The organism is Pseudonocardia xinjiangensis (genome assembly GCF_012911925.1).
Lineage (GTDB): Bacteria > Actinomycetota > Actinomycetes > Mycobacteriales > Pseudonocardiaceae > Pseudonocardia > Pseudonocardia xinjiangensis.
The window spans coordinates 26,495-46,336 of the sequence record NZ_JAAXKY010000044.1 but is presented as its reverse complement, the minus strand read 5'-3'; the positions used below and the strand labels follow the sequence as shown (position 1 = coordinate 46,336).

Below are 19,842 nucleotides of genomic sequence, written 5' to 3'. Positions count from 1 at the left end.
CTCCCCCCATGCAGATCTCCCCCACCCCGCTCCCCGGGTCGGCGCTGGTCGACCTCACACTCCTGGAGGACGACCGCGGCTTCTTCGCGCGCGCCTTCTGCCGCCAGGAGTTCATCGACGCCGGTCTCGAACCACTGGTCGAGCAGGCCAACATCTCGTTCAACCACAAGGCGGGCACGCTGCGCGGGCTGCACTACCAGATGGAGCCGAACGCCGAGACCAAGCTGATCCGCTGCTACCGCGGCGCGATCTACGACGTCATCGTCGACCTGCGCCCGGAGTCGCCCACCTACCTGCAGTGGTTCGGGGCCGAGCTCACCGAGGACAACCGCACGGCGATGTACGTGCCGCGCAACTTCGCGCACGCCTACCTCACCCTCACCGACAAGGCCGAGGTGATCTACCAGGTCAGCACGGCCTACACCCCGGGCGCGGAGCGCGGCCTGCGCTGGGACGACCCGGCGCTCGGGATCGACTGGCCGATCCCCCCGGTCAGCGTGTCGGAGAAGGACGCGAACTGGCCGCTGCTCAGCGAGAGCGCGGTGGAGGCACGATGATCATCGTCGACACCGCGCTGCGGAAGCGCGAGGCCGAGGGCCGCCCGATCCGCGTCGGCATGATCGGCGCCGGCTTCATGGGCCGCGGCCTGGCCAACCAGATCATCAACTCGGTGCCGGGCATGGCACTGGTCGCCATCGCGAACCGGACGCTCGCGAACGCCGAGCGCGCCTACACGGAAGCGGGCGTCGAACCGGTGCGGGTGGAGGACGCCTCCCAGCTCGACACTGCGATCAGCAACGGCACCCCGGCCGTGCTCGAGGACGCGTTCGAGCTGCTCAAGGCCGTCCACCTGGACTGCGTCGTCGACGTCACCGGCGCCGTGGAGTTCGGCGCACGGGTCACCGTCGCGGCGATCGAGCGCGGCCTGCCGATGGTCACGATGAACGCCGAGCTCGACGGCACCGTCGGGCCACTGCTCGCCCATCGCGCCCGCGAGGCGGGCGTCGTGCTCACCGGGGCCGACGGTGACCAGCCCGGCGTGCAGGGCAACCTGCTGCGGTTCGTCCGGGGCCTGGGCGTCACGCCGCTGGTCGCGGGCAACATCAAGGGGCTGCAGGACGAGTACCGCACCCCGACGACGCAGAAGGCGTTCGCCGAGCGCTGGGGCCAGGACCCGTACATGGTCACGAGCTTCGCCGACGGGACGAAGGTCTCCTTCGAACAGGCGATCGTGGCCAACGCGTTCGGCCTCACCGTGCCGAAGCGGGGCATGAACGGCTGGGACCACGACGGGCACGTCGACGAGCTCACCGGCCGCTACGACGTGGACGAGCTGCGCGAGCTCGGCGGCATCGTCGACTACGTCGTGAAGGCGAAGCCGGGCCCCGGGATCTTCGTGCTCGGCACCCACGACGACCCGAAGCAGCGCCACTACCTGGAGCTCTACAAGCTGGGCACGGGCCCGTTGTACAGCTTCTACGCCCCCTACCACCTGTGCCACTTCGAGGTGCCCAACTCGGTGGTGCGGGCCGTCGACTTCGGCGACGCCGCCCTCGCCGCCCCGGCCGGCCCGCACGTCGACGTCGTCACCACCGCGAAGCAGCACCTCACCGCCGGCCGGACCATCGACGGCCTCGGCGGCTACGACACCTACGGGGTGGCCGAGTCCACGGCGGTCACCCGCGCCGAGGGGCTGCTGCCGATGGGCGTGGCCGAGGGGTGCGTGCTCCGGAGGGACGTGCCGAAGGACGCCGTGCTCACCTACGCGGACGTGACCCTGCCCCCCGGCCGGCTCGTCGACCAGCTGCGCGAGGAGCAGGAGAAGCTGTTCGCCTGACGCCCGGGGCTTGATCCGGGCCACCGTGACGCTCAGAGTTGAACGGTCGCCGCAGGAAGGGCGCGGCGGCCGACTCGACGATCGCCGGTCAGGTGACCGGCGCGGAAGGTGAACCATGGCGTCCTACCCTGCCCATCGCCCGGGCGCACGACGCGCGGAGCAGGCACGGGGCGCACGGTCCTCCGGTGCGGGGAAGGCGGCGCCCGCGGCGGGCGGGAAGTGGGCGCCCGCCATGGCGTTGCAACGCCGGGCGGGCAACGCGGCGCTCACCCGGATGCTGGAGGAGCGCGAGGAACCCGCGCCGGCCGCTCCCGACGGCGCCCCTGACGTCCCCGGCACCGCCGTCCCCGTGCAGCGCAACGTCGGCCTCGAGATCGAGGACAGCAACTGGCACACGGTCGGCGAGAACGGCGAACTCCTGCCGAAGGGCAGGCCCGTCGTCCACCGCAACTACTTCCAGCTGCAGGCCGAGGACCCGAACCACGTCGAGATGGTCACCGATCCTCCGGGGATGGCCAACCGCGGCGACTACAGCCGGATGAAGACCTCGATGCTCCGGCTGGAGGGTGAGCTGCTCTCCCAGCAGTACCGGGCTGGCATGGCGGGCAGGGCGGCGCGGTTCCGCGCGAACCGGCTGGAAGGCGGCGTCTCCGACGCCTACCTGGAGCCCGGGCCGAGATGGGTTCCCCACCTGCAGGTCACCGCGGGTGTTCCGCTCGCCGGGATCCCGACGTTCTTCCAGCAGCTCAAGGGCGAGAGCGTCAACGTGCAGACCCGCAAGGCCGAGGATGTCGAGGGCAGGCTGAAGGACCTGCTCCGCCTGCCCGCGCCGGCCACCGCGCCCGCTCCCGTAGCTGCCACGACGGGCGCCTCCGGCGGCGGTGACGCTCCCCGGCCCGAGTACCGGGCGCCGAGCCGGGAGCTCCTCGGTTTCACCGAGCTGCTGAACCACTACCTGTACGAGGGCGCGAACAGGCAGCGTGCGCAGTTCGCCAAGGCCGTCTACGCGGTCATGGCCCGCACCGACTTCGCCGCATCCTTCCGTCTCCTCGACGCGGAGGAGCGGGCTGCGATCGCCGCGAACCTCACCGAGTGGGTCGGCCTGATGGTGAGCAGCTTCGCCTACAACGCGGCGGCCGGGGCGCAGGGCGCTCCTGCCGACCGGGTGCTCGGCGCCCGCATCGAGAACGCGTTCGGGGCGGGCGACGACGTGCGGGCCGGCCGGGTCAACACCTCCCGCGAGGACTGGCTGCGGGGCATGGTGCACGGGCACGACCTGCTCAGCACGGACGGCCGGGGGTCGGACCCGAGCCGGGGCCACACCGAACACGACCAGCTCGGCTGGGACGTGGAGGTGCAGAACGGCTCCCGATGGGAACCGGCGGTCAACGAGTCGCTGGAGGACCTGCGCCAGCTCATGCAGGGGCTGGGAGGGCTCGGCGGCCGGACCGACCGGGCCACCTACCGGGACGGCGGCTCGAACCGGGACCGCGTCGTACCGGCGGTGATCGTCGAGGTGCGTCAGACGACAGGAGTCATGCCCGGTGCCGGCGGTTGGGTCGCCACCGCCGACGGCGTCTACGGCGCGGTCGAGGCGGCCATCACGGCCGCAGGCGCACCCGCCGAGGTGGTGGTGCCGGAGCCCGACGTCGAGCCGGCTCCCGCCGTCCGCCAGGACACCCGGAGCGAGGCGATCAAGCGGCGGGTCCGGAACAACGCCTCGGATCTGGTGCTGAAAGCCCGGAAACTCGCTCTGCGGCGCTGAACTGAACCATCCGTTCAGTTCCGGCAGGATGACCCCCGTGACCGAGGATCCCGACCGCGCCGCCACCGAAGCGGCCCGTCCGCAGCGGCCGCGCAGCGTGCGAGCACGGAAGGCCGTGCTCGACGCGACGAACGAGCTGCTCGCTGCCGGCGGCCTGCCCGCGGCCACGATCGACGCGATCAGCAGCCGGTCCGGGGTCAGCAAGGCCACGATCTACAAGCACTGGCCCAGCCGCACGGCCGTGGCGGCCGAGGCGTTCGGGCTGCGGATGTCGAGCGCGCTGCAGCTGCCCGACACCGGCTCGGCCCGCGGCGACTTCGGCGTCCAGGTCCGGCTGGTCAGCGAGTTCTACGCGAGCCAGGCGGGCACGGTCTTCGCCCAGCTGCTCGCGGCGTCGGTCACCGACGGAGAGGCCGGGCAGTTCTTCCGCACGTTCTTCCTCGCCGGCCGCAGGCGCGCCATCGGGGAGCTGTGGAACCGCGCGCTGGCCCGCGGCGAGGTGCGCCCCGACGTCGACGTGGAGGTCGCCCAGGACATCCTGTTCGGACCGCTGATCTTCCGGCTGCTGACCGGGCACGCCCCGCTCACCGAGGAGCAGGCCGCGCAGATCGCCGACGCCGCACTGGACGGCCTGCTCGCCCGGGAGGCGGCCGGCTAGCTGTAATGCCCAGGCCTGACGCGTTCGATCCGGTCGATGCCGTGGTCGGCGAGGGCGGTGGCGGGCCGGCGGAGGAACCCGGCGCAGGTGTCGGTTTCTCGTCGGGGTGGATCTCGGCGTAGGCGAGGCGGGTGTGGTCGTCGATGGCGGCGTGGATGTAGTCGTAGCCGACCCGGGGCCCGTAGCGGGAGCGGCGGCGTTCGAGGTTGTCGCGGCCGTGGACGCGCCAGCCGCCGCCGTCGCGGAGCCGGCCGAGTTTCTTCACATCCACGTGCACGAGTTCGCCGGGGCGGGCGCGTCCGTAGCGGCGGATCAGCGTGCCGGTTGGCCGGTCGAGCCAGGCGAGGCGGGACAGGTTGTGGCGGGTCAGGACTGCGGGCACGGTCGAGGCGGGCAGCCCGACCAGCGGGGCGATGCGGGCGGGGCCGAGTTTGCGCGTCACCCGCAGCGCCACGATCTGCTGGACGCGTTCGTGGGGAATGTGGTGGGCGCGGCTGGACCGGTCGAGGAGTCCGGGTGGGCCTTCGGCGCGCCAGCAGGCCCACCAGTTGTAGCCGGTTGCCCGGGATATCCCGAGTTCCGCGGCGACGTGAGCGACAGGGCGACCGGCCGACACGCGCTCGATCAGCAGCATGCGTCCGTGAACGGTCAGGCGGGCATTACGGCGGGCCATGCGACCTCCCCAGAGGCTCTGCCGACCGCGCGCATCTGCACGATCCCCTTTACGCGGCGAGGTGCAGGAGTGGTTTTCGGCGGGGTCTTCGCTGCGGGTCGATCCAGGCGGGTGGGATCAGCTCGGGCAACCCGTCGCGGATGCGTACTTCCCACTCGGAATGGTGCTGCAGGCGATGGCACGCCCGCAGAGCATCACGCAGTTGTGCAGGGCGGTGTCGCCACCGTCCTGCCAGGCCTTGATGTGGTGGACCTCGCACCATGACGGCGGCCGACCGCACCCGGCGCACCCCCGGTCACGCGCGGCGATCGCGCGGCGCAGCCCGTCGGGAATGGTGCGGGTGACCCGCCCGACGTCGAGCGGCTGGCCCTTCCCGTTCAACACGACCGGCACCACCGCGGCATCACAGGCCAACATCCGCAACGACTCCGGCGACAACGTGCCACCGAAGTCCAGGCACGCGGCACGGGCCCGGTTCTCCAGGTCCTCCAGCCGAACCAACACATTCAGGTGCGGACGGCGCCCGCCGCACTCGGGCACATCACCGTGGTCGAGCACATACCCGCACACATCAGCCAGCGCCTCGGCTTGCCGTTGCGCGGTACTGCGGTGCTCGTCGCCGGTGACGGGTCGGGCGTGGGCGTCGATCACGGTGGCGATGGCATCGAACATCGCCGCGTCGTCGAACCGGGCTTTGAGGGTGCCGCCGGGCTTGCCGCGGTGGCGGGTCAGGTGCAGTTCGTTGACCGGGGCGGGTGGCCGGTCGTCGGGTTCGGCGCCGTCCTCGTCGAGGGCCTCGACCAGCGCGGTACCCCAGGCCTGCAGCTCCGACGGGGTGTAGACGGCCGCTTTGTCGGCGAGTTGGGCTTCCGCACCGGCCCACACCTCGGGCGTAAGCCTTTCCGCGGCCGGGCTCGCGAACACCCGGGCGATCACCGCGACATGCCGCAGCCCGGTCTGCCCGGCGGCGAACACCGCCGCAGTGGCAGGCAGCCGGGCGGGCAACACGGTGCCGTCGAGCCCGACCCGCGGGCAGGCCTGCTCGGCAGCGACCACCCGCTGCCGGGCCTCGAACCGCTCCCAGCCCAGCAGATCCCCCAACGCCGCCGGAGTCGACTTGTAGCCCCGCTCCGCGAACGTGCCCCGCCGCTCCAAAGTGGACACGGCGGCCACGACCACCCGGTCCAACCGCCTGCTCGTGCCCTCGCACAAGGTGAGCACAGACAGCAGGTCGTCGTCGGTGGCGCCGCCGGTGGCGCCGGACAGCGCGTCGATCGCCTCGACCAGGAGGCGATGGGCGGTGGTGAGCGGGCTGTCCGACACCTCTTCATCATACTCGAACACATGTTCGAACTGATGTCCTCCGCCGCAGGTCAACGGCCGTTCAGCGCTCGTGGCAGTGGCGTGCCGGACTCGCCGATCGCTCCACGCCGTCCGGCCCGCCACGGACTTGCCCGGCCGGTCTGGCTCGACCGCCCCACCGGCAGTCACGGTGATCCGCCGCTGCGAACGCCCCCGCCCGGGCGAGCCGGCGCACGTGGAGGTGAAGAAGCTCGCCGGCTCCGCGACGGTGGCGCCGGCGGGTGCACGGCCGCGCCAGCGACCAGGTCCGCCGGACCCGCACCGGCCACTGGTCGGGTTCAACTACGTCCACGCCGCCATCGAGCCTAGTCACACCCGGACGCGGGCGGCTCGGGCCGCGGCGGCGGGGCGTTCCCGCCACGAGACGCGACCAGCACCGCCAGCCCGTCGAGCACCCGCTGCAGGCCGAACTCGAAGCTGTCGAACATCGAGTGGAAGGCCCCCGCCTCCCCCACCTTGGTCAGCATCGGCAGCTTCCCCGCGGCGACGACGGGCCCGACGTACTCGCCCTGGATCTCCCACCACTCGTCGTCGCTGATCCCGGTGCGGTCGGCCGCCTGCATCGCCTCGATCGTGGTCCTGGCGAATCCTGCGACGAACGAGGTGAGCAGCACCACCGCCGCCAGCATCTCGTGCTCGTCGAGACCGATGCCGTCAACGGCGCTCACGGTGACATCCGTGGACGCCATCGCGTTGGGCCCGAGCATCGGGCGCCCCTGGGTGATCTGCAGCATCCACGGGTGGCGCATGTACAGCGCCCACTCCTGACGGCCGAACGCCTCGAGGCGCTCCCGCCAGTCGCCCGCGACGGCCTTCGCGGCGGCCACGTCCTCGCCGTACACCTCGTCGACCATCAGGTCGATCAGCTCGGCCTTGCCCGGCACGTAGCGGTACAGCGACATCGCCCCGACGCCCAGCGCCGTGGCGATCCGCCGCATCGACAGCGCTGCCAGCCCCTCGGCGTCGGCCACCTCGATGGCGGCGCGCACGATCCGCTGCACGGACAGCCCGGGGCGCGGCCCGCGGGTGGGCTCCTCCGGCGTGCCCCACAACAGTTCGAGGCTGCGCCGGAGGTCGCCGCCACCACTCTGCACAGAAGTCATTTGCCGACGATCCTAGAACTGGGTACTTTGTACGAAGTAACACGTACAGCGTACCCAGTTTGGAGGCTCTCGTGGCAGCAGGACGGGACGCCGTGGTGACCCACGGACTCGGGAAACGATTCGGGAGCAAGGTGGCACTTGCGGACTTCGACCTGACGGTCGCCGAAGGCTCGGTGTGCGGGCTGCTGGGCCCCAACGGCGCCGGCAAGACCACGGCGGTACGGGTGCTGGCCACCCTGCTGCGCGCCGACACGGGCCGGGCCGAGGTGGCCGGGTTCGACGTGGCACGCGAACCGGGGATGGTGCGCAGGCAGATCGGCCTCACCGGCCAGCAGGCCACGGTCGACGACATCCTCACCGGCCGGGAGAACCTGATCATGTGGGGCCAGCTCTTCCACCTCGGCAGCCGCGCGGCCGCCCGGCGGGCCGACGAGCTGCTCGAACAGTTCGGGCTCACCGACGCGGCCGACCGCCGCGCGAAGCTCTACTCCGGCGGCATGCGGCGCCGCCTCGACATCGCAAGCAGCCTGGTGCTGGCCCCGCGCGTGTTCTTCCTCGACGAGCCCACCACCGGGCTCGACCCCCGCAACCGGGGCGAGGTGTGGAACGCGCTGCGCAAGCTCGTCGCGGGTGGCACCACGGTGCTGATGACCACCCAGTACCTCGACGAGGCCGACCAGCTCGCCGACCAGATCGTCGTGCTCGACGGGGGCCGCACCGTCGCCGAGGGCACCCCGTCCCAGCTGAAGTCGGCGATCGGCGGCGACCGGATCGACATCCTGCTCCGCGACGAGGCCGACGTGCCGGCCGCCACCGCGCTGCTCGCCCGCATCACGGGAGCAGAACCCGAGGTCGACGCGCCGCTGCGTCGGCTGAGTGCGCCGGTACAGGACCGGGTGGCCGCGCTCACCGAGGTGGTGAGGGCACTCGACCACGGCGGTCTCGTCGCCGAGGACATCGGGGTGCGCCGCCCCACCCTGGACGAGGTGTTCCTGCGGCTGACGGGCCGCCCGGCGGAGCCGTCCACCGACGGGGAGCCCGAGGCGGAGAAGGCCGGGGTGGCCGCATGACCGCCGTGACCGCTCCCGCACCGCCCCCTCACGCGGCGAGCCCGCTGCGCTGGGTGCTCTCCGACTCCTGGACCGTCGCCCGCCGCGACCTCATCCACTGGACCCGCAACCCGACGGTGATCGTCGCGGGGCTGGCGTTCCCGATCATGTTCGTGCTGCTCTACGGGTACGTGTTCGGCAGCGCGATGATCGTGCCCGGCGGCGGGGGCTACCGCGAGTTCCTGATGCCCGGCATGTTCGCCCAGACGATGATGTTCGGGGCGGCCGCCACCATCTCCGCGGTCGCCGCCGACAAGGCCCGCGGCGTCACCGACCGGTTCCGCTCGATGCCGATGGCCCAGCCCGCGGTCGTCATGGGCCGCAGCGCGGCCGACATGGTCAACTCGGTACTCGACCTCGCCGTCCTCGTCGCGTGCGGGCTGCTCGTCGGGTGGAGCTCGAACACCGGTCCGCTGCCCACGCTCACCGCGTTCGGCCTGCTGCTCCTGCTGCGGTTCGCGATGATCTGGGTGGGCATCTACCTCGGGCTCGTCGTCAGCCAGGAGGCGGCGGCCAGTACCTGGGCGCTGCTGTTCCCGCTCACGATGATCTCCAACACGTTCGTCGACCCGTCGCTGATGCCCGCCTGGCTGGGCACCGTCGCCGAGTGGAACCCGCTCTCCGCCACGGTGGCCGCCACCCGCGAGCTGTTCGGCAACAGCGTGCCCGAACTGGTGGGCACCTCGTGGCCCGCGCAGAACGCGCTGCTGCTCGCGGTGGTGTGGCCCGTGCTGATCGTGGCGATCTTCCTGCCCCTGGCCGTGCGCCGGTACCACTCGGCGGCGCGCTGAGCGCGCGATCCGGCGCCGTCGGCCCCTACCTCTTGAGGCCGACGGCGCCGAACTCGTCGACGGGAGCGGGGGCACCGACGTGGCCGTTCTCGGGGCGCCACAACGAGCAGGCGACGACCCCGGGCTCCAGCAGCTCCAGACCCTCGAAGTACTGGGCGATCTGCTCGGGGGTGCGCAGGATGTAGGGCAGCGACCCTGCGTTGTTCCACATCTCGATGGCGGCGTCGAACGGGCCGCCGTCGGTGGTGCCGTCGGCCACCACCAGGTAGCTGCCCGACGGCAGGGCGCCCACCAGCCGCGTGACGATCTCCCGGGCCTGCCCGAGCTCGGGGACGTGCCCGAGGATGTTCATGAGCATGAGCGCGATCGGCTCGTCGAAGTCGAGGCTCCGCGCGGCGACCTCCAGGATCCGGGAGGTGTCGTACAGGTCGGCGTCGATGTAGGTGGTGGCGCCCTCGGCCGAGCTGAGCAGCAGCGCACGGGCGTGCGCCAGCACGATCGGGTCGTTGTCGACGTAGACGATGCGCGACTCCGGAGCCACCCGCTGGGCGACCTCGTGGGTGTTGTCCACCGTGGGCAGGCCCGTGCCGATGTCGAGGAACTGCCGCACCCCCGCCTCGCCCGCCAGGTGCTGCACTGCCCGCTTGAGGAAGGCCCGCGAGGAACGGGCGATGTCGACGATCGGCGGGAAGAGCTCCCGGAACTCGTCGCCGACGCGCCGGTCGACCTCGTAGTTGTCCTTGCCCCCGAGCCAGTAGTTCCAGATGCGCGGGGAGTGCGCGACGTCCGTGTCGATCGTCGGCACCTGCTGGACGCCGGACTCTTCCTCCGCCACGAACGTGACCTCCACTCGACACGGGACTCCGTCGTGCCCAGCCTATCGCCGGGGTGATGGAGCGGGTGCGCCGTGTGACGTTCAGAAGAGAATGGTGGCGAAGCTGCCGACCTGGGTGAACCCGATCCGGGTGTAGGCCGACCGCGCGACGTGGTTGAAGCCGTTGACGTACAGGCTCGACACCCGGCCCAGTGCGGCGAGGCGCTCGGCCACCGCGGCGGTGCCGGCGGTGCCCAGGCCCTGACCGCGGCGGCTCGGGTGCACCCAGACGCCCTGGATCTGCCCGACCTGGCGCGAGAGGGCCCCGATCTCCGCCTTGAACACGACCTCGCCACCCTCGAAACGGGCGAACGCCCGCCCCGCGGCCACGAGCTCCGCCACCCGCGACCGGTAGCCGACCCCACCGTCACCGATGCGCGGGTCGATGCCCACCTCCTCGGTGAACATGGCGATGGCTGCAGGCAGGTACCGGTCCAGCTCGTCGGGACGGACCGGCCGCACGAGCGGGTCGGCCGCGACGGTCGGCAGCCCGGCCAGCGCCATCAGCGGCTGATCGGCCCGCACCTCACGGGCCGGCGCCCAGTGCGCCGCCAGGTCGTCCCACAGCGGCATCACCAGCTCGGCGCGCCCGACGACCGACGAACACGTGCGCCCGTAACGGCGCGCGCGGTCGGCGAAGCTGCGCAGGGCCGACCGCTCGCCCCGCAGCGGCACGAGGTTGGCACCGGAGAAGCAGAGACCGTCGAAACGGGACCCGGCACCCCAGAGCTCGCCCCCGAGGCGCCACGGATCGAGCCCTGCCACCTCGACACGGGCGGCGACCATGCAGGCGGCGACCGGATCACTCTCCAGGACCGCGCATACTCCCGCGCGGTCCCGGTCGTCGAGGAGCCGCGCTCCGGCGACACGAAGCACCCCTTCACGATGCCAGACGGCAGGCGCCGTGCCCACGACGGGATGGGTCTCGGTTCACCGAAAGTTCCACCGAAACCACCGGCGACCCCGCGAGGCGGGCCCGCCGGCTGCTCAGCCGACGGTCACCTGCGGCTCGCCCTCGGCCTCCATCGTCTCGGCGATCTTCATCGCCTCCTCGATCAGGGTCTCGACGATGGCGTGCTCCGGGACCGTCTTGATGACCTCGCCCCGGACGAAGATCTGGCCCTTGCCGTTGCCGGAGGCCACTCCCAGGTCGGCCTCGCGGGCCTCGCCCGGACCGTTGACGACACAGCCCATGACGGCGACGCGCAGCGGCACCTCCATGCCGGTGAGCCCCGCCGTGACCTCGTCGGCGAGCTTGTAGACGTCCACCTGCGCGCGCCCGCAGGACGGGCAGGAGACGATCTCCAGCTTGCGGGGACGCAGGTTCAGCGACTGCAGGATCTGCGAGCCGACCTTGATCTCCTCGACCGGCGGCGCCGAGAGCGAGACGCGGATCGTGTCGCCGATGCCCTGGCGCAGCAGTGCCCCGAAGGCGACGGCCGACTTGATGGTGCCCTGGAACGCCGGACCGGCCTCGGTGACGCCGAGGTGCAGCGGGTAGTCGCACTGCTGCGCCAGCAGCTCGTAGGCCCGCACCATGACCACGGGGTCGTTGTGCTTGACCGAGATCTTGATGTCGTGGAAGTCGTGCTCGGCGAACAGGCTCGCCTCCCACATCGCCGACTCGGCGAGCGCCTCCGGCGTCGCCTTGCCGTACTTCTGCAGCAGGCGCTTGTCCAGCGAGCCGGCGTTGACGCCGATCCGGATCGGGGTGCCGTGGTCCTTGGCGGCCGCCGCGATCTGCTTGACCTGGTCGTCGAACTTGCGGATGTTGCCCGGGTTGACCCGCACCGCGGCGCACCCGGCCTCGATCGCCGCGAAGACGTACTTCGGCTGGAAGTGGATGTCGGCGATCACCGGGATCTGCGACTTCCGCGCGATCGCGGGCAGTGCGTCGGCGTCGTCCTGGCTCGGGCAGGCGACCCGCACGATGTCGCAGCCCGCCGCGGTGAGCTCGGCGATCTGCTGCAACGTGGCGTTGACGTCGGAGGTGAGGGTGGTGGTCATCGACTGCACGGAGATCGGGTGCTCGGACCCGACACCGACGGAGCCGACCTGCAGCTGCCGAGTGGGCCGGCGTGGGGCCAGGGTCGGCGCGGGCGGTGCGGGCATGCCGAGGGAGACGCTCACGACCCCCAGTATCCCCCGTCGCCGTTCGGCACCGCTCCCTGCGTGGCGGGAAGCACCCGCACGGGCGGATTCTCCTGTTCGGGGGACACTAGGTTCGGCCCTTGTCCTCCTGCGCGCTGCGCAGCGTCGAGGAGTGCGGCAGCCAGGTGGCGAGCTCGACCGGCCACCCGTCGGCCTCCAGCAGGGAGACGACGGCGGGGTCGTCGTCGAGCATCGACACCACCTCCCGGACGGTGGCGAGCCTGCGCAGCACGTCCCGCTTGACCCAGCGGGCCGGCCGACGGTCGTCGTCGGCGCGCATCACGAGTGGGCCGACCGGCAGGTCGTGACGTGCCAGCCACTGCTCCGTGAGCGCCCGGGTGCGCTCGGGCCGACCGGTCAGGTACAGGACGTCGTACTCGGCGAGCGCCGCACGCAGCCGCTCCGCACCCTCGACGAGGAGCGGGTCGCGGTCGGCGGCGTGGAAGAAGCGCTCCCAGCGCTGCGGCCTGGCCTCCAGGTGGTGCAGCCGGTGCCGGACGTCGGCCAGCACCCCGTCGATGTCGAACACGGCGAGAGGGGCCTTCTCGGCGTACGGGTCGCGCAGGCCCGGGTGGGGAGCGGGCAGACCCGCGGAAATACTCACGACTCTCAAGTATCCACGCGGCCACCGATGTCGCTGCAGGTCGTGTCGGGGGCCACGTCCCGGGCCCCCGACCTGCGGGGACGTGATCAGAACAGCTGTACCGGGTTGATGATGTCGGCGACGAACAGCAGGGCACTCCACCCGATGAACACCAGCGCCACGACGTAGGCCACGGGCATCAGCTTCGCGACGTCGACCGGACCGGGGTCGGGACGGCCACGCAGCCGCGCGATCCGCCGCTTGATGGCCTCCCAGATCGCCGGGAAGATCTGCCCGCCGTCCAGCGGCGGGATCGGCAGCAGGTTGAACAGGAACAGCGAGATGTTCAGCCCGGCCAGCAGCTGCAGGAAGACCGAGAGCTCGGCGACCGGCGGGGCGTCGGAGGCGAGGATCTCGCCCCCGATCCGGGAGGCCCCGACGATGCCGATCGGGCCGTTCACGTCGCGCTGCTCGCCGAGGAACACCGCTCCGAACAGGCCGGGCACCCGGGCCGGGAGCTGCACGATCGCGTGCCCCGTGCGGGCGACGATGTCCCCGATCTGGCCGAAGACCGCGCCGACGTCCTTCCGCTCGTACGCCGACACGAGGCTGACCCCGAGGAAGCTGCCCTGGACGGTCTGCTGCCCGCCGTCGAAGGCGGCCAGCTCGGTGCGGATGGGCGTCGGGCGCAGGTCGAGGCGCTGCCCGTCACGTTCGACGGTGACCGTCACCGTGCCCGAGGACGCCCGGATGGCCTCCTGCAGGTCGCGGCCGTCGAACTCCGTGAACGGGCGGCCGTTGAAGGCGATGATCCGGTCGCCGGGGCGGAACCCCGCGGCGGCGGCGGGCGTGGGGGGCGCCCCGGCCGGGCACTGCTCGGTGGGCGCTGTGGCCGAGACGACGCACGCGCTCACCGCGCCGACCGAAGTGGTGGACGTCGGCACGCCGATTCCCATGAGCACGATCGCGAACAGCACCACCGCGAAGATGAGGTTCATGAACGGGCCCGCGAACATCACGATGATGCGCTTCCACGGTGCCCGCAGGTAGAACTGCCGGTCGGCGTCCTCGGGCCGGACGTCCATCGCCGACTGCTGGCGCGCGTCGTCGATCAGGCCCTGGAACGGGCCGGTGCGCCGGCTCCGCCCGAGCGTCTCGCCCCTCGCGGGCGGGATCATCCCGATCATGCGGATGTAGCCGCCGAGCGGCACGGCCTTGAGCCCGAACTCCGTCTCGCCGACCTGGCGCGACCAGATCGTCTTCCCGAATCCGACCATGAACTCGGGGACCTTGATCCCGAACCACTTGGCCGTGGTGAAGTGACCGAGCTCGTGCCAGGCGACCGAGAAGAGGATCCCCACGAAGAAGATCACGATTCCGATCACGGTCATCATGTGGTCACTCCAGGTCCTCCGGTACCGATGCTCGCTCCACCGGCGCTGCGCGAGACGGCTTCGCGGGCGTGGGCCCGCGCCCACTCCTCCGCCGCCAGCACGTCGGCCACGGTAGCGGGGTCGGCGTGCCAGCCGTCGGCGGTGTCGAGAACGCGTTCCAGCACGTCGGTGATCCCGAGGAACGGCAGCGCACCGGCCACGAACGCGCCCACCAGTTCCTCGTTGGCGGCGTTGAGCACCGCCGGCAGGCACCCGCCCACCACGCCCGCCGCGCGCGCCAGCCGCACGCCGGCGAAGGCGTCTTCGTCGAGGGGCTCGAACGTCCAGCTCTGCGCCGCGGCCCAGCGGCACGGCGACGCGGCCCCCGACAGCCGCTCGGGCCAGCCGAGCGCCAGCGCGATGGGCAGCTTCATGTCGGGCGGGCTTGCCTGCGCGAGCGTCGAGCCGTCGATGAAGGTGACCATCGAGTGCACGATCGACTGCGGGTGCACCACCACGTCGATCCGCTCGTAGGGCACGTCGAACAGCAGGTGCGCCTCGATCAGCTCGAGGCCCTTGTTCACCAGGGTCGCCGAGTTGATCGTGATCACGGGGCCCATGTCCCACGTCGGGTGCGCCATCGCCTCGCCCACGGTGACATCGGCCAGGTCGGCCCGCTGCCTGCCGCGGAACGGGCCGCCCGACGCGGTGAGCACCAGCCGCTCCACCTCGTCGGCACGGCCACCGCGCAGGCACTGGGCGAGCGCGGAGTGCTCCGAGTCGACCGGCACGATCTGGCCCGGCGCGGCCGCCCCGGTGACCAGCGCTCCCCCGGCCACCAGCGACTCCTTGTTGGCCAGTGCCAGCGTGGCCCCGGACGCGAGGGCCGCCAGCGTCGGGCCGAGGCCCACCGATCCGGTGATCCCGTTGAGCACGGTGTCCGCGCCCGCGGTGGCCGTGAGCTCGGTGGCCGCATCGGGACCGCTCAGGACGTCGACACCCGGCACCAGGTCGCGCAGTGCCGTGGCGGCGTCGGCGCGGGCCACCGCCACCCGGGGCACCCCGTGCGCCCTGACCTGCCGCGCGAGCAGGTCGAGGTCACCGCCGCCCGCGGCGAGGCCCGTCACCTCGAACCGGTCCGGGTGGGCCGCGAGCACGTCGAGCGCCTGGGTACCGACGGAACCCGTCGACCCCAGCACGAGAACGGAACGTCTACTCACACTCATCACCGCCCATCATCCCTGCTGCGCCGTTGTGCGACGATGAGGCCCACATCCGTGGACCTGGAGGACGGCGTGGCGAGGAACTCCCGAGAGCTGGCGCGGCGACCTGCGGTTGACCCGCTGGACGAGCCGTCGGTGGAGTGGGGCTGGCACGGCGGTTTCCCCCGCGGCTCCATGATCGCCGGCTGGGCCACCGTCGTGATCCTGCTGCTGTTCACGATCGGCAACCACGAGGGCAACACCGAGGACATCTGGCTCGTCGGCATCGCCGTCCTGATCGCGTTCAGCCTGATCATGAACTCGATCCGGCGTCGCCACGCCTGGCGCCGCTGAGCCACGATGGCCGGTCCCGCCGTCGAGCTGGAGGTCGGTGACCGCGTCGTCCGGCTGAGCAACCCGGACCGCGTCTACTTCCCGGCCCGGGGCGAGACCAAGCTCGACCTGGCCCGCTACTACCTCTCCGTCTCGGACGGGATCGTGCGGGCGCTGCGCGACCGCCCGTGCATGCTGCACCGCTTCCCCACGGGCGTCACCGGCGAGAAGGTGCACCAGAAGCGGCTGCCCAAGGGCGCCCCGGACTGGGTGCGGACCGTCCGTGTGCACTTCCCCCGCTGGAACCGGCACGCCGACGAGCTGTGCGTGCAGCACCCGGCCGACGTCGTGTGGGCGGTGCAGATGTCCACGGTGGAGTTCCACCCGTGGAACTCGCGCAGCGCGGACGTCGAGCGGCCCGACGAGTGGCGGATCGACCTCGACCCGATGCCCGAGGCGTCCTACGCCGACGTGCGCCGGGTCGCCCACGTCGCCCACGAGGTGCTCGACGAGCTCGGCGCGACCGGATGGCCGAAGACGTCGGGCGGCAAGGGCATGCACGTCTACGTGCGGATCTCCCCCGACCACGGATTCTCCGACGTGCGCAGGGCCGCGCACGCCTTCGCCCGCGAGGTCGGCCGCCGCTGCGATCTCGTCGATCTGACGTGGTGGCGCAAGGACCGCGACCCCCGGTCGATCTTCGTCGACTACAACCAGAACGCCCGCGACCACACGATCCGCAGCGCCTACTCGGTGCGCGGGGTGCCGGAGGCCGTGGTCTCCACGCCGATCAGGTGGGACGAGGTGGACGACGCCGACCCCCAGGACTTCACCATCGCCACGGTGCCGCCCCGGTACGCCGAGCTGGGCGACCTCCACGCCGGCATCGACGACGCCGTCTTCCTGATCGACGAGCTGCTGGAGTGGGCCGACCGCGACGCCCGCGACGGCGCCGAGGAACCGCCTCCCGATGACGTCCAGGACCTCGACTCCTGACATCCGCACTCCACCCGGTCAGTCGTCGGCTGCCGCGCGGAGGCGGCCGAACTCCTCCGCCATCGCCGGCAGCGACCAGTGGGCGTTGAGGCCGCTCGGGTTGGGCAGGACCCAGATCCGGGTGGAGCCCAGGCGCTCGTCCTGCGGCCCGACCGCGGCGCGCGGCGCGTCGAACGCGGCCCGGTAGGCGGTCACCCCGACCACCGCGAGCCAGCGGGGACGCTGGTCCCGCACCAGCTCCCGCAGCCGCACCCCGCCCGCCACCATCTCGGCCACCGTCAGCTCGTCCGCGCGCGCCGTGGCCCGGGGCGCCATGTTGGTGATGCCCAGCCCGAGGCCACGCAGCTCGCCCTGCTCCGCGGGCAGCAGCAGCCGCGGGGTGAAGCCCGCCCCGTGCAGGGCAGGCCAGAACCGGTTTCCGGGGCGGGCGAAGTGGTGCCCGGTGGCGGCCGACACGAGGCCCGGGTTGATGCCGCAGAAGAGCACGCGCAGGGCCGGGTCGCCGGGGCCCGGGAGCACGTCCTCGATCGTGCGGTCCCGCGCCGCCTCCAGCTCGGCCCGGGTCAGCCGCGGCATGGGGATGCGTTCACCGAAGCAGTCACGTCCTCGATGATCCCCTGCCTGCGGACAGCGGGAGCAGCAGCGGTCCCGGACGGCGCCGGCGACGCGGCGATCGTGGAACGGCACCGGCCCACTGATGGCTGCTGACGGGCGTATCCCCTCGACCCGTGGGCGGGTAGTCGCCAGACTGGCCCGGTGCGCCTCCCCGTCATGCCGCCCGTCTCGCCGATGCTGGCCAAGCCGATCGGCGACATCCCCGCAGGCCAGCTCTACGAGCCGAAGTGGGACGGCTTCCGGTCGATCATCTTCCGGGACGGCGACGAGGTGGAGATCGGCAGCCGCAACGAACGTCCGATGACCCGGTACTTCCCCGAGGTGGTCGAGGCCGTACTCACCCACTTCCCCGAGCGGGCCGTCGTCGACGGGGAGATCGTCGTCGCCGACACCGCGCGCAACACACTCGACTTCGAGGCTCTCCAGCAGCGGATCCATCCGGCGGCGAGCCGGGTGAAGCTCCTGTCGGAGGAGACGCCGGCCAGCTTCATCGCCTTCGACCTGCTCGCGCTGGGCGACGACGACCTCACCGAGCAGCCGTTCGAGGAACGCCGCGCCGCGCTCGAACGCGCCTTCGCCGGCGCGGCACCGCCGATCCACCTCACGCCGCTCACGCGCGACCTGGACACGGCGCGGACGTGGTTCCAGCAGTTCGAGGGCGCCGGCCTGGACGGGCTCATCGCCAAGAAGCTCGACCTGCCCTACCAGCCCGACAAGCGCGTGATGAGCAAGATCAAGCACGAGCGCACGGCCGACTGCGTCGTCGCCGGCTACCGGGTCCACAAGTCCGGGCCGGACGCCCTCGGGTCGCTGCTGCTCGGTCTCTTCGACGACCGCGGCGTGCTCAACTCGGTCGGTGTGGTCGGCGCGTTCCCGATGGCCACCCGGCGGTCGCTGTTCACCGAGCTGCAGCCGCTGGTCACGACGTTCGACGCACACCCGTGGAACTGGGCCGCCCACGAGCAGGGCGAGCGGACGCCGCGCAAGAACGAGACCAGCCGCTGGAACGCCGGCAAGGACCTGTCGTTCGTCCCCCTGCGCCCGGAGCGGGTGGTGGAGGTCCGCTACGACTACATGGAGGGCGAGCGGTTCCGCCACACCGCCCAGTTCGTGCGCTGGCGCCCGGACCGTGATCCGGAGTCGTGCACCTACGAGCAGTTGGAACGGCCCGTGCGCTTCGATCTCGCCGACGTCCTCAGCAGCGGCTGACGCAGGCGTGCCGGAGTGGGGAGCGGCCGCAGCCCTCCCCACTCCGGCGGCACCTGTCAGACGCCTGCCGCGTCGACCTGTCGCTTGATCTCCAGCGCGGTGTCGAGCACCCAGTTCACACCCAGGAAGGGGTGCTGCCCCTGGAGGTCGACGAGCACCTCATCAGCTCCGAGCCGGGCGGTCTCCACGCAGTCCTCGACGACCTGGTCCAGGCTCCCCATGAACGGCATCCGCTCGCCGGCCACCGGCTGGTCGGTGAGAACGACGTTCGCCCGGACGATCAGCTCCAGCGCAGAGGCGTCGCGGCCGTAGCCCTCGGCCTTCTCCCGAAGCTGGTTCCACATGTCAGCAGTCACCTTCACCGGCATGGCGGTGGGCAGCCAGCCGTCACCGCGCCGAGCCACCCGCTCCGTGACCTTCGCGGTGCCGCCACCGAACATCACCGGGATCTTCGAAACCGGTTTCGGACCGAAGATCGCTTTGTCGAGTCTGATCCCGCGGCCCTCGAAGCTGACGGGGTCCGGGCCCCACGCCGCCTCGAAGACGTCGAGTGCCTGGTCCAGCTCGCGGCCGCGACCGGACAGCGGTACCCCCACGGCCGCGAACTCATCCTCCGACCAGCCGGTTCCGAGACCGGCGATGAGGCGCCCGCCGCTGATCTGGTCGAGGGTCGCCAGCGACTTCGCCAGCTGGACGGGGCGGTACATCGGTGCGACGAGGACGCTGGTGCCCAGCCGTACCCGCTCAGTGACGGCGGCCGCGGCGGTGAGTACCACCAAAGGCTCAGCCACCGACTGGTACGCCTCGGGCCAGTCCAGCCCGGGATAGCCATAGAGCCCCTGAGTCGGTTCGGTGGGGAAGAGCAGGCGCTCGAAGACCCACACACTGGCGAAACCGTTCTCCTCCGCGGCTTTTGCCACGTTGATCACGTCTTGCCGCAGATCGAATCCGGTGCGTTGCGGAAGGCCGAGTCCGAGCTTCATCGAGATCTCCTCTTGTCAGGTTGCCTGCGGACCGAAGGGCGGGTCCACGCTGTAGCGCTCGGGGAAGAGCAAGCCCGGTCGGCGCCGGGGGAAACGTGGCCCCGGAACGTCATGTCTTACCGCTACAACTTATTTGACATAGCAACTACTAGGGCCGAGCCAACCAGCGTCGCGCGAAAACGTCAAGGATGATGATCATTTAGTCCGATATGCCTGCGAAGTCTG

Annotated in this window: 19 protein-coding genes and 1 pseudogene; 9 read left to right on the top strand and 11 right to left on the bottom strand. The window is 71.6% G+C overall.

Annotated features, from left to right (window positions below; translation table 11 throughout):
* From rfbC to HF577_RS15445, 4 genes are all read left to right on the top strand, one after another.
* A partial coding sequence (rfbC, locus tag HF577_RS15460) for a dTDP-4-dehydrorhamnose 3,5-epimerase (protein ID WP_246266405.1) occupies positions 1-557 on the top strand: 557 nt, incomplete at its 5' end.
* Positions 554-1,837, top strand: a complete 1,284-nt coding sequence (locus tag HF577_RS15455) for an NAD(P)H-dependent oxidoreductase (protein WP_169396545.1) — start codon at positions 554-556, stop codon at positions 1,835-1,837. The genes rfbC and HF577_RS15455, both read left to right, overlap by 4 nt.
* 115 nt (positions 1,838-1,952) lie before the next feature.
* Positions 1,953-3,602 carry a hypothetical protein gene (locus HF577_RS15450; RefSeq protein ID WP_169396544.1) on the top strand — a complete coding sequence of 550 codons (1,650 nt, stop codon included), beginning with the start codon at positions 1,953-1,955 and terminating at the stop codon, positions 3,600-3,602.
* Between the two features lie 37 nt (positions 3,603-3,639).
* Positions 3,640-4,260, top strand: a complete 621-nt coding sequence (locus HF577_RS15445) for a TetR/AcrR family transcriptional regulator (protein ID WP_211174323.1) — start codon at positions 3,640-3,642, stop codon at positions 4,258-4,260.
* Between the two features lie 17 nt (positions 4,261-4,277).
* On the opposite strand, the pseudogene HF577_RS15440 reads toward HF577_RS15445, so the two are convergent.
* The 3 genes and pseudogenes from HF577_RS15440 to HF577_RS15430 form a co-directional block, all read right to left on the bottom strand.
* Positions 4,278-4,933, bottom strand: a pseudogene (locus tag HF577_RS15440) (leucine zipper domain-containing protein); the annotation flags it as partial.
* 117 nt (positions 4,934-5,050) lie between these two features.
* On the bottom strand, positions 5,051-6,256 hold the full coding sequence (locus tag HF577_RS15435; protein ID WP_169396542.1) for an HNH endonuclease signature motif containing protein: 1,206 nt from the start codon (positions 6,254-6,256) through the stop codon (positions 5,051-5,053).
* A gap of 344 nt (positions 6,257-6,600) precedes the next feature.
* Positions 6,601-7,398 (bottom strand): TetR/AcrR family transcriptional regulator, encoded by a 798-nt coding sequence (locus tag HF577_RS15430; RefSeq protein WP_169396541.1) that lies wholly within the window; start codon positions 7,396-7,398, stop codon positions 6,601-6,603.
* 71 nt (positions 7,399-7,469) lie between these two features.
* Between HF577_RS15430 and HF577_RS15425 the strand changes: the two genes are divergently transcribed.
* Together HF577_RS15425 and HF577_RS15420 are read left to right on the top strand one after the other, a co-directional pair.
* Entirely contained in the window at positions 7,470-8,468 is a 999-nt protein-coding gene (locus HF577_RS15425; protein ID WP_169396540.1) for an ATP-binding cassette domain-containing protein, read from the top strand.
* A complete protein-coding gene (locus HF577_RS15420; RefSeq protein WP_169396539.1) occupies positions 8,465-9,298 on the top strand; it encodes an ABC transporter permease in 834 nt (277 codons plus the stop codon). Before HF577_RS15425 ends, HF577_RS15420 begins: the two co-directional genes overlap by 4 nt.
* 25 nt (positions 9,299-9,323) lie before the next feature.
* Here the strand turns inward: HF577_RS15420 and HF577_RS15415 are convergent, their stop codons facing one another.
* The 6 genes from HF577_RS15415 to dxr all read right to left on the bottom strand — a co-directional run bounded on the left by HF577_RS15415 (position 9,324) and on the right by dxr (position 15,505).
* Positions 9,324-10,133: an SAM-dependent methyltransferase gene (locus HF577_RS15415; protein WP_169396538.1), complete on the bottom strand. Its 810-nt coding sequence runs from the start codon at positions 10,131-10,133 to the stop codon at positions 9,324-9,326.
* Positions 10,134-10,214: 81 nt separating this feature from the next.
* Positions 10,215-11,048 (bottom strand): GNAT family N-acetyltransferase, encoded by an 834-nt coding sequence (locus HF577_RS15410; RefSeq protein WP_169396537.1) that lies wholly within the window; start codon positions 11,046-11,048, stop codon positions 10,215-10,217.
* Positions 11,049-11,159: 111 nt separating this feature from the next.
* Positions 11,160-12,302, bottom strand: coding sequence for a flavodoxin-dependent (E)-4-hydroxy-3-methylbut-2-enyl-diphosphate synthase (gene ispG, locus HF577_RS15405; RefSeq protein WP_312859154.1), 1,143 nt, complete (start codon positions 12,300-12,302; stop codon positions 11,160-11,162).
* Positions 12,303-12,390: 88 nt separating this feature from the next.
* On the bottom strand, positions 12,391-12,927 hold the full coding sequence (locus tag HF577_RS15400; protein ID WP_312859153.1) for a phosphatase domain-containing protein: 537 nt from the start codon (positions 12,925-12,927) through the stop codon (positions 12,391-12,393).
* Between the two features lie 86 nt (positions 12,928-13,013).
* Complete coding sequence (locus HF577_RS15395; protein ID WP_169396536.1) at positions 13,014-14,300, bottom strand: M50 family metallopeptidase; 1,287 nt, start codon at positions 14,298-14,300, stop codon at positions 13,014-13,016.
* The gene (gene dxr, locus HF577_RS15390; RefSeq protein ID WP_169396535.1) at positions 14,297-15,505 is read right to left on the bottom strand and encodes a 1-deoxy-D-xylulose-5-phosphate reductoisomerase; all 1,209 of its coding nucleotides are present in this window, start codon (positions 15,503-15,505) and stop codon (positions 14,297-14,299) included. Before dxr ends, HF577_RS15395 begins: the two co-directional genes overlap by 4 nt.
* A gap of 36 nt (positions 15,506-15,541) precedes the next feature.
* Here dxr and HF577_RS15385 point away from each other — a divergent pair, with 36 nt between their 5' ends.
* The gene (locus HF577_RS15385; RefSeq protein WP_169396534.1) at positions 15,542-15,835 is read left to right on the top strand and encodes a DUF2631 domain-containing protein; all 294 of its coding nucleotides are present in this window, start codon (positions 15,542-15,544) and stop codon (positions 15,833-15,835) included.
* 6 nt (positions 15,836-15,841) lie between these two features.
* A complete protein-coding gene (gene ligD / locus HF577_RS15380; RefSeq protein ID WP_169396533.1) occupies positions 15,842-16,810 on the top strand; it encodes a non-homologous end-joining DNA ligase in 969 nt (322 codons plus the stop codon).
* 18 nt (positions 16,811-16,828) lie between these two features.
* Here the strand turns inward: ligD and mug are convergent, their stop codons facing one another.
* A complete protein-coding gene (gene mug, locus HF577_RS15375; RefSeq protein ID WP_169396532.1) occupies positions 16,829-17,386 on the bottom strand; it encodes a G/U mismatch-specific DNA glycosylase in 558 nt (185 codons plus the stop codon).
* Between the two features lie 180 nt (positions 17,387-17,566).
* Here mug and HF577_RS15370 point away from each other — a divergent pair, with 180 nt between their 5' ends.
* Entirely contained in the window at positions 17,567-18,634 is a 1,068-nt protein-coding gene (locus tag HF577_RS15370; protein WP_169396531.1) for an ATP-dependent DNA ligase, read from the top strand.
* Between the two features lie 56 nt (positions 18,635-18,690).
* Here the strand turns inward: HF577_RS15370 and HF577_RS15365 are convergent, their stop codons facing one another.
* Positions 18,691-19,617 (bottom strand): LLM class F420-dependent oxidoreductase, encoded by a 927-nt coding sequence (locus HF577_RS15365; RefSeq protein WP_169396530.1) that lies wholly within the window; start codon positions 19,615-19,617, stop codon positions 18,691-18,693.
* Positions 19,618-19,842 lie beyond the last annotated feature (225 nt).

Bases quoted from the DNA above. Each gene is read 5' to 3' on its own strand.
- HF577_RS15455 (WP_169396545.1), top strand. From the start codon at position 554: ATGATCATCGTCGACACCGCGCTGCGGAAGCGCGAGGCCGAGGGCCGC.
- HF577_RS15450 (WP_169396544.1), top strand. From the start codon at position 1,953: ATGGCGTCCTACCCTGCCCATCGCCCGGGCGCACGACGCGCGGAGCAG.
- HF577_RS15430 (WP_169396541.1), bottom strand. From the start codon at position 7,398: ATGACTTCTGTGCAGAGTGGTGGCGGCGACCTCCGGCGCAGCCTCGAA.
- HF577_RS15420 (WP_169396539.1), top strand. From the start codon at position 8,465: ATGACCGCCGTGACCGCTCCCGCACCGCCCCCTCACGCGGCGAGCCCG.
- HF577_RS15395 (WP_169396536.1), bottom strand. From the start codon at position 14,300: ATGATGACCGTGATCGGAATCGTGATCTTCTTCGTGGGGATCCTCTTC.
- dxr (WP_169396535.1), bottom strand. From the start codon at position 15,505: ATGAGTGTGAGTAGACGTTCCGTTCTCGTGCTGGGGTCGACGGGTTCC.
- HF577_RS15385 (WP_169396534.1), top strand. From the start codon at position 15,542: ATGAGGCCCACATCCGTGGACCTGGAGGACGGCGTGGCGAGGAACTCC.
- ligD (WP_169396533.1), top strand. From the start codon at position 15,842: ATGGCCGGTCCCGCCGTCGAGCTGGAGGTCGGTGACCGCGTCGTCCGG.
- mug (WP_169396532.1), bottom strand. From the start codon at position 17,386: ATGCCGCGGCTGACCCGGGCCGAGCTGGAGGCGGCGCGGGACCGCACG.
- HF577_RS15365 (WP_169396530.1), bottom strand. From the start codon at position 19,617: ATGAAGCTCGGACTCGGCCTTCCGCAACGCACCGGATTCGATCTGCGG.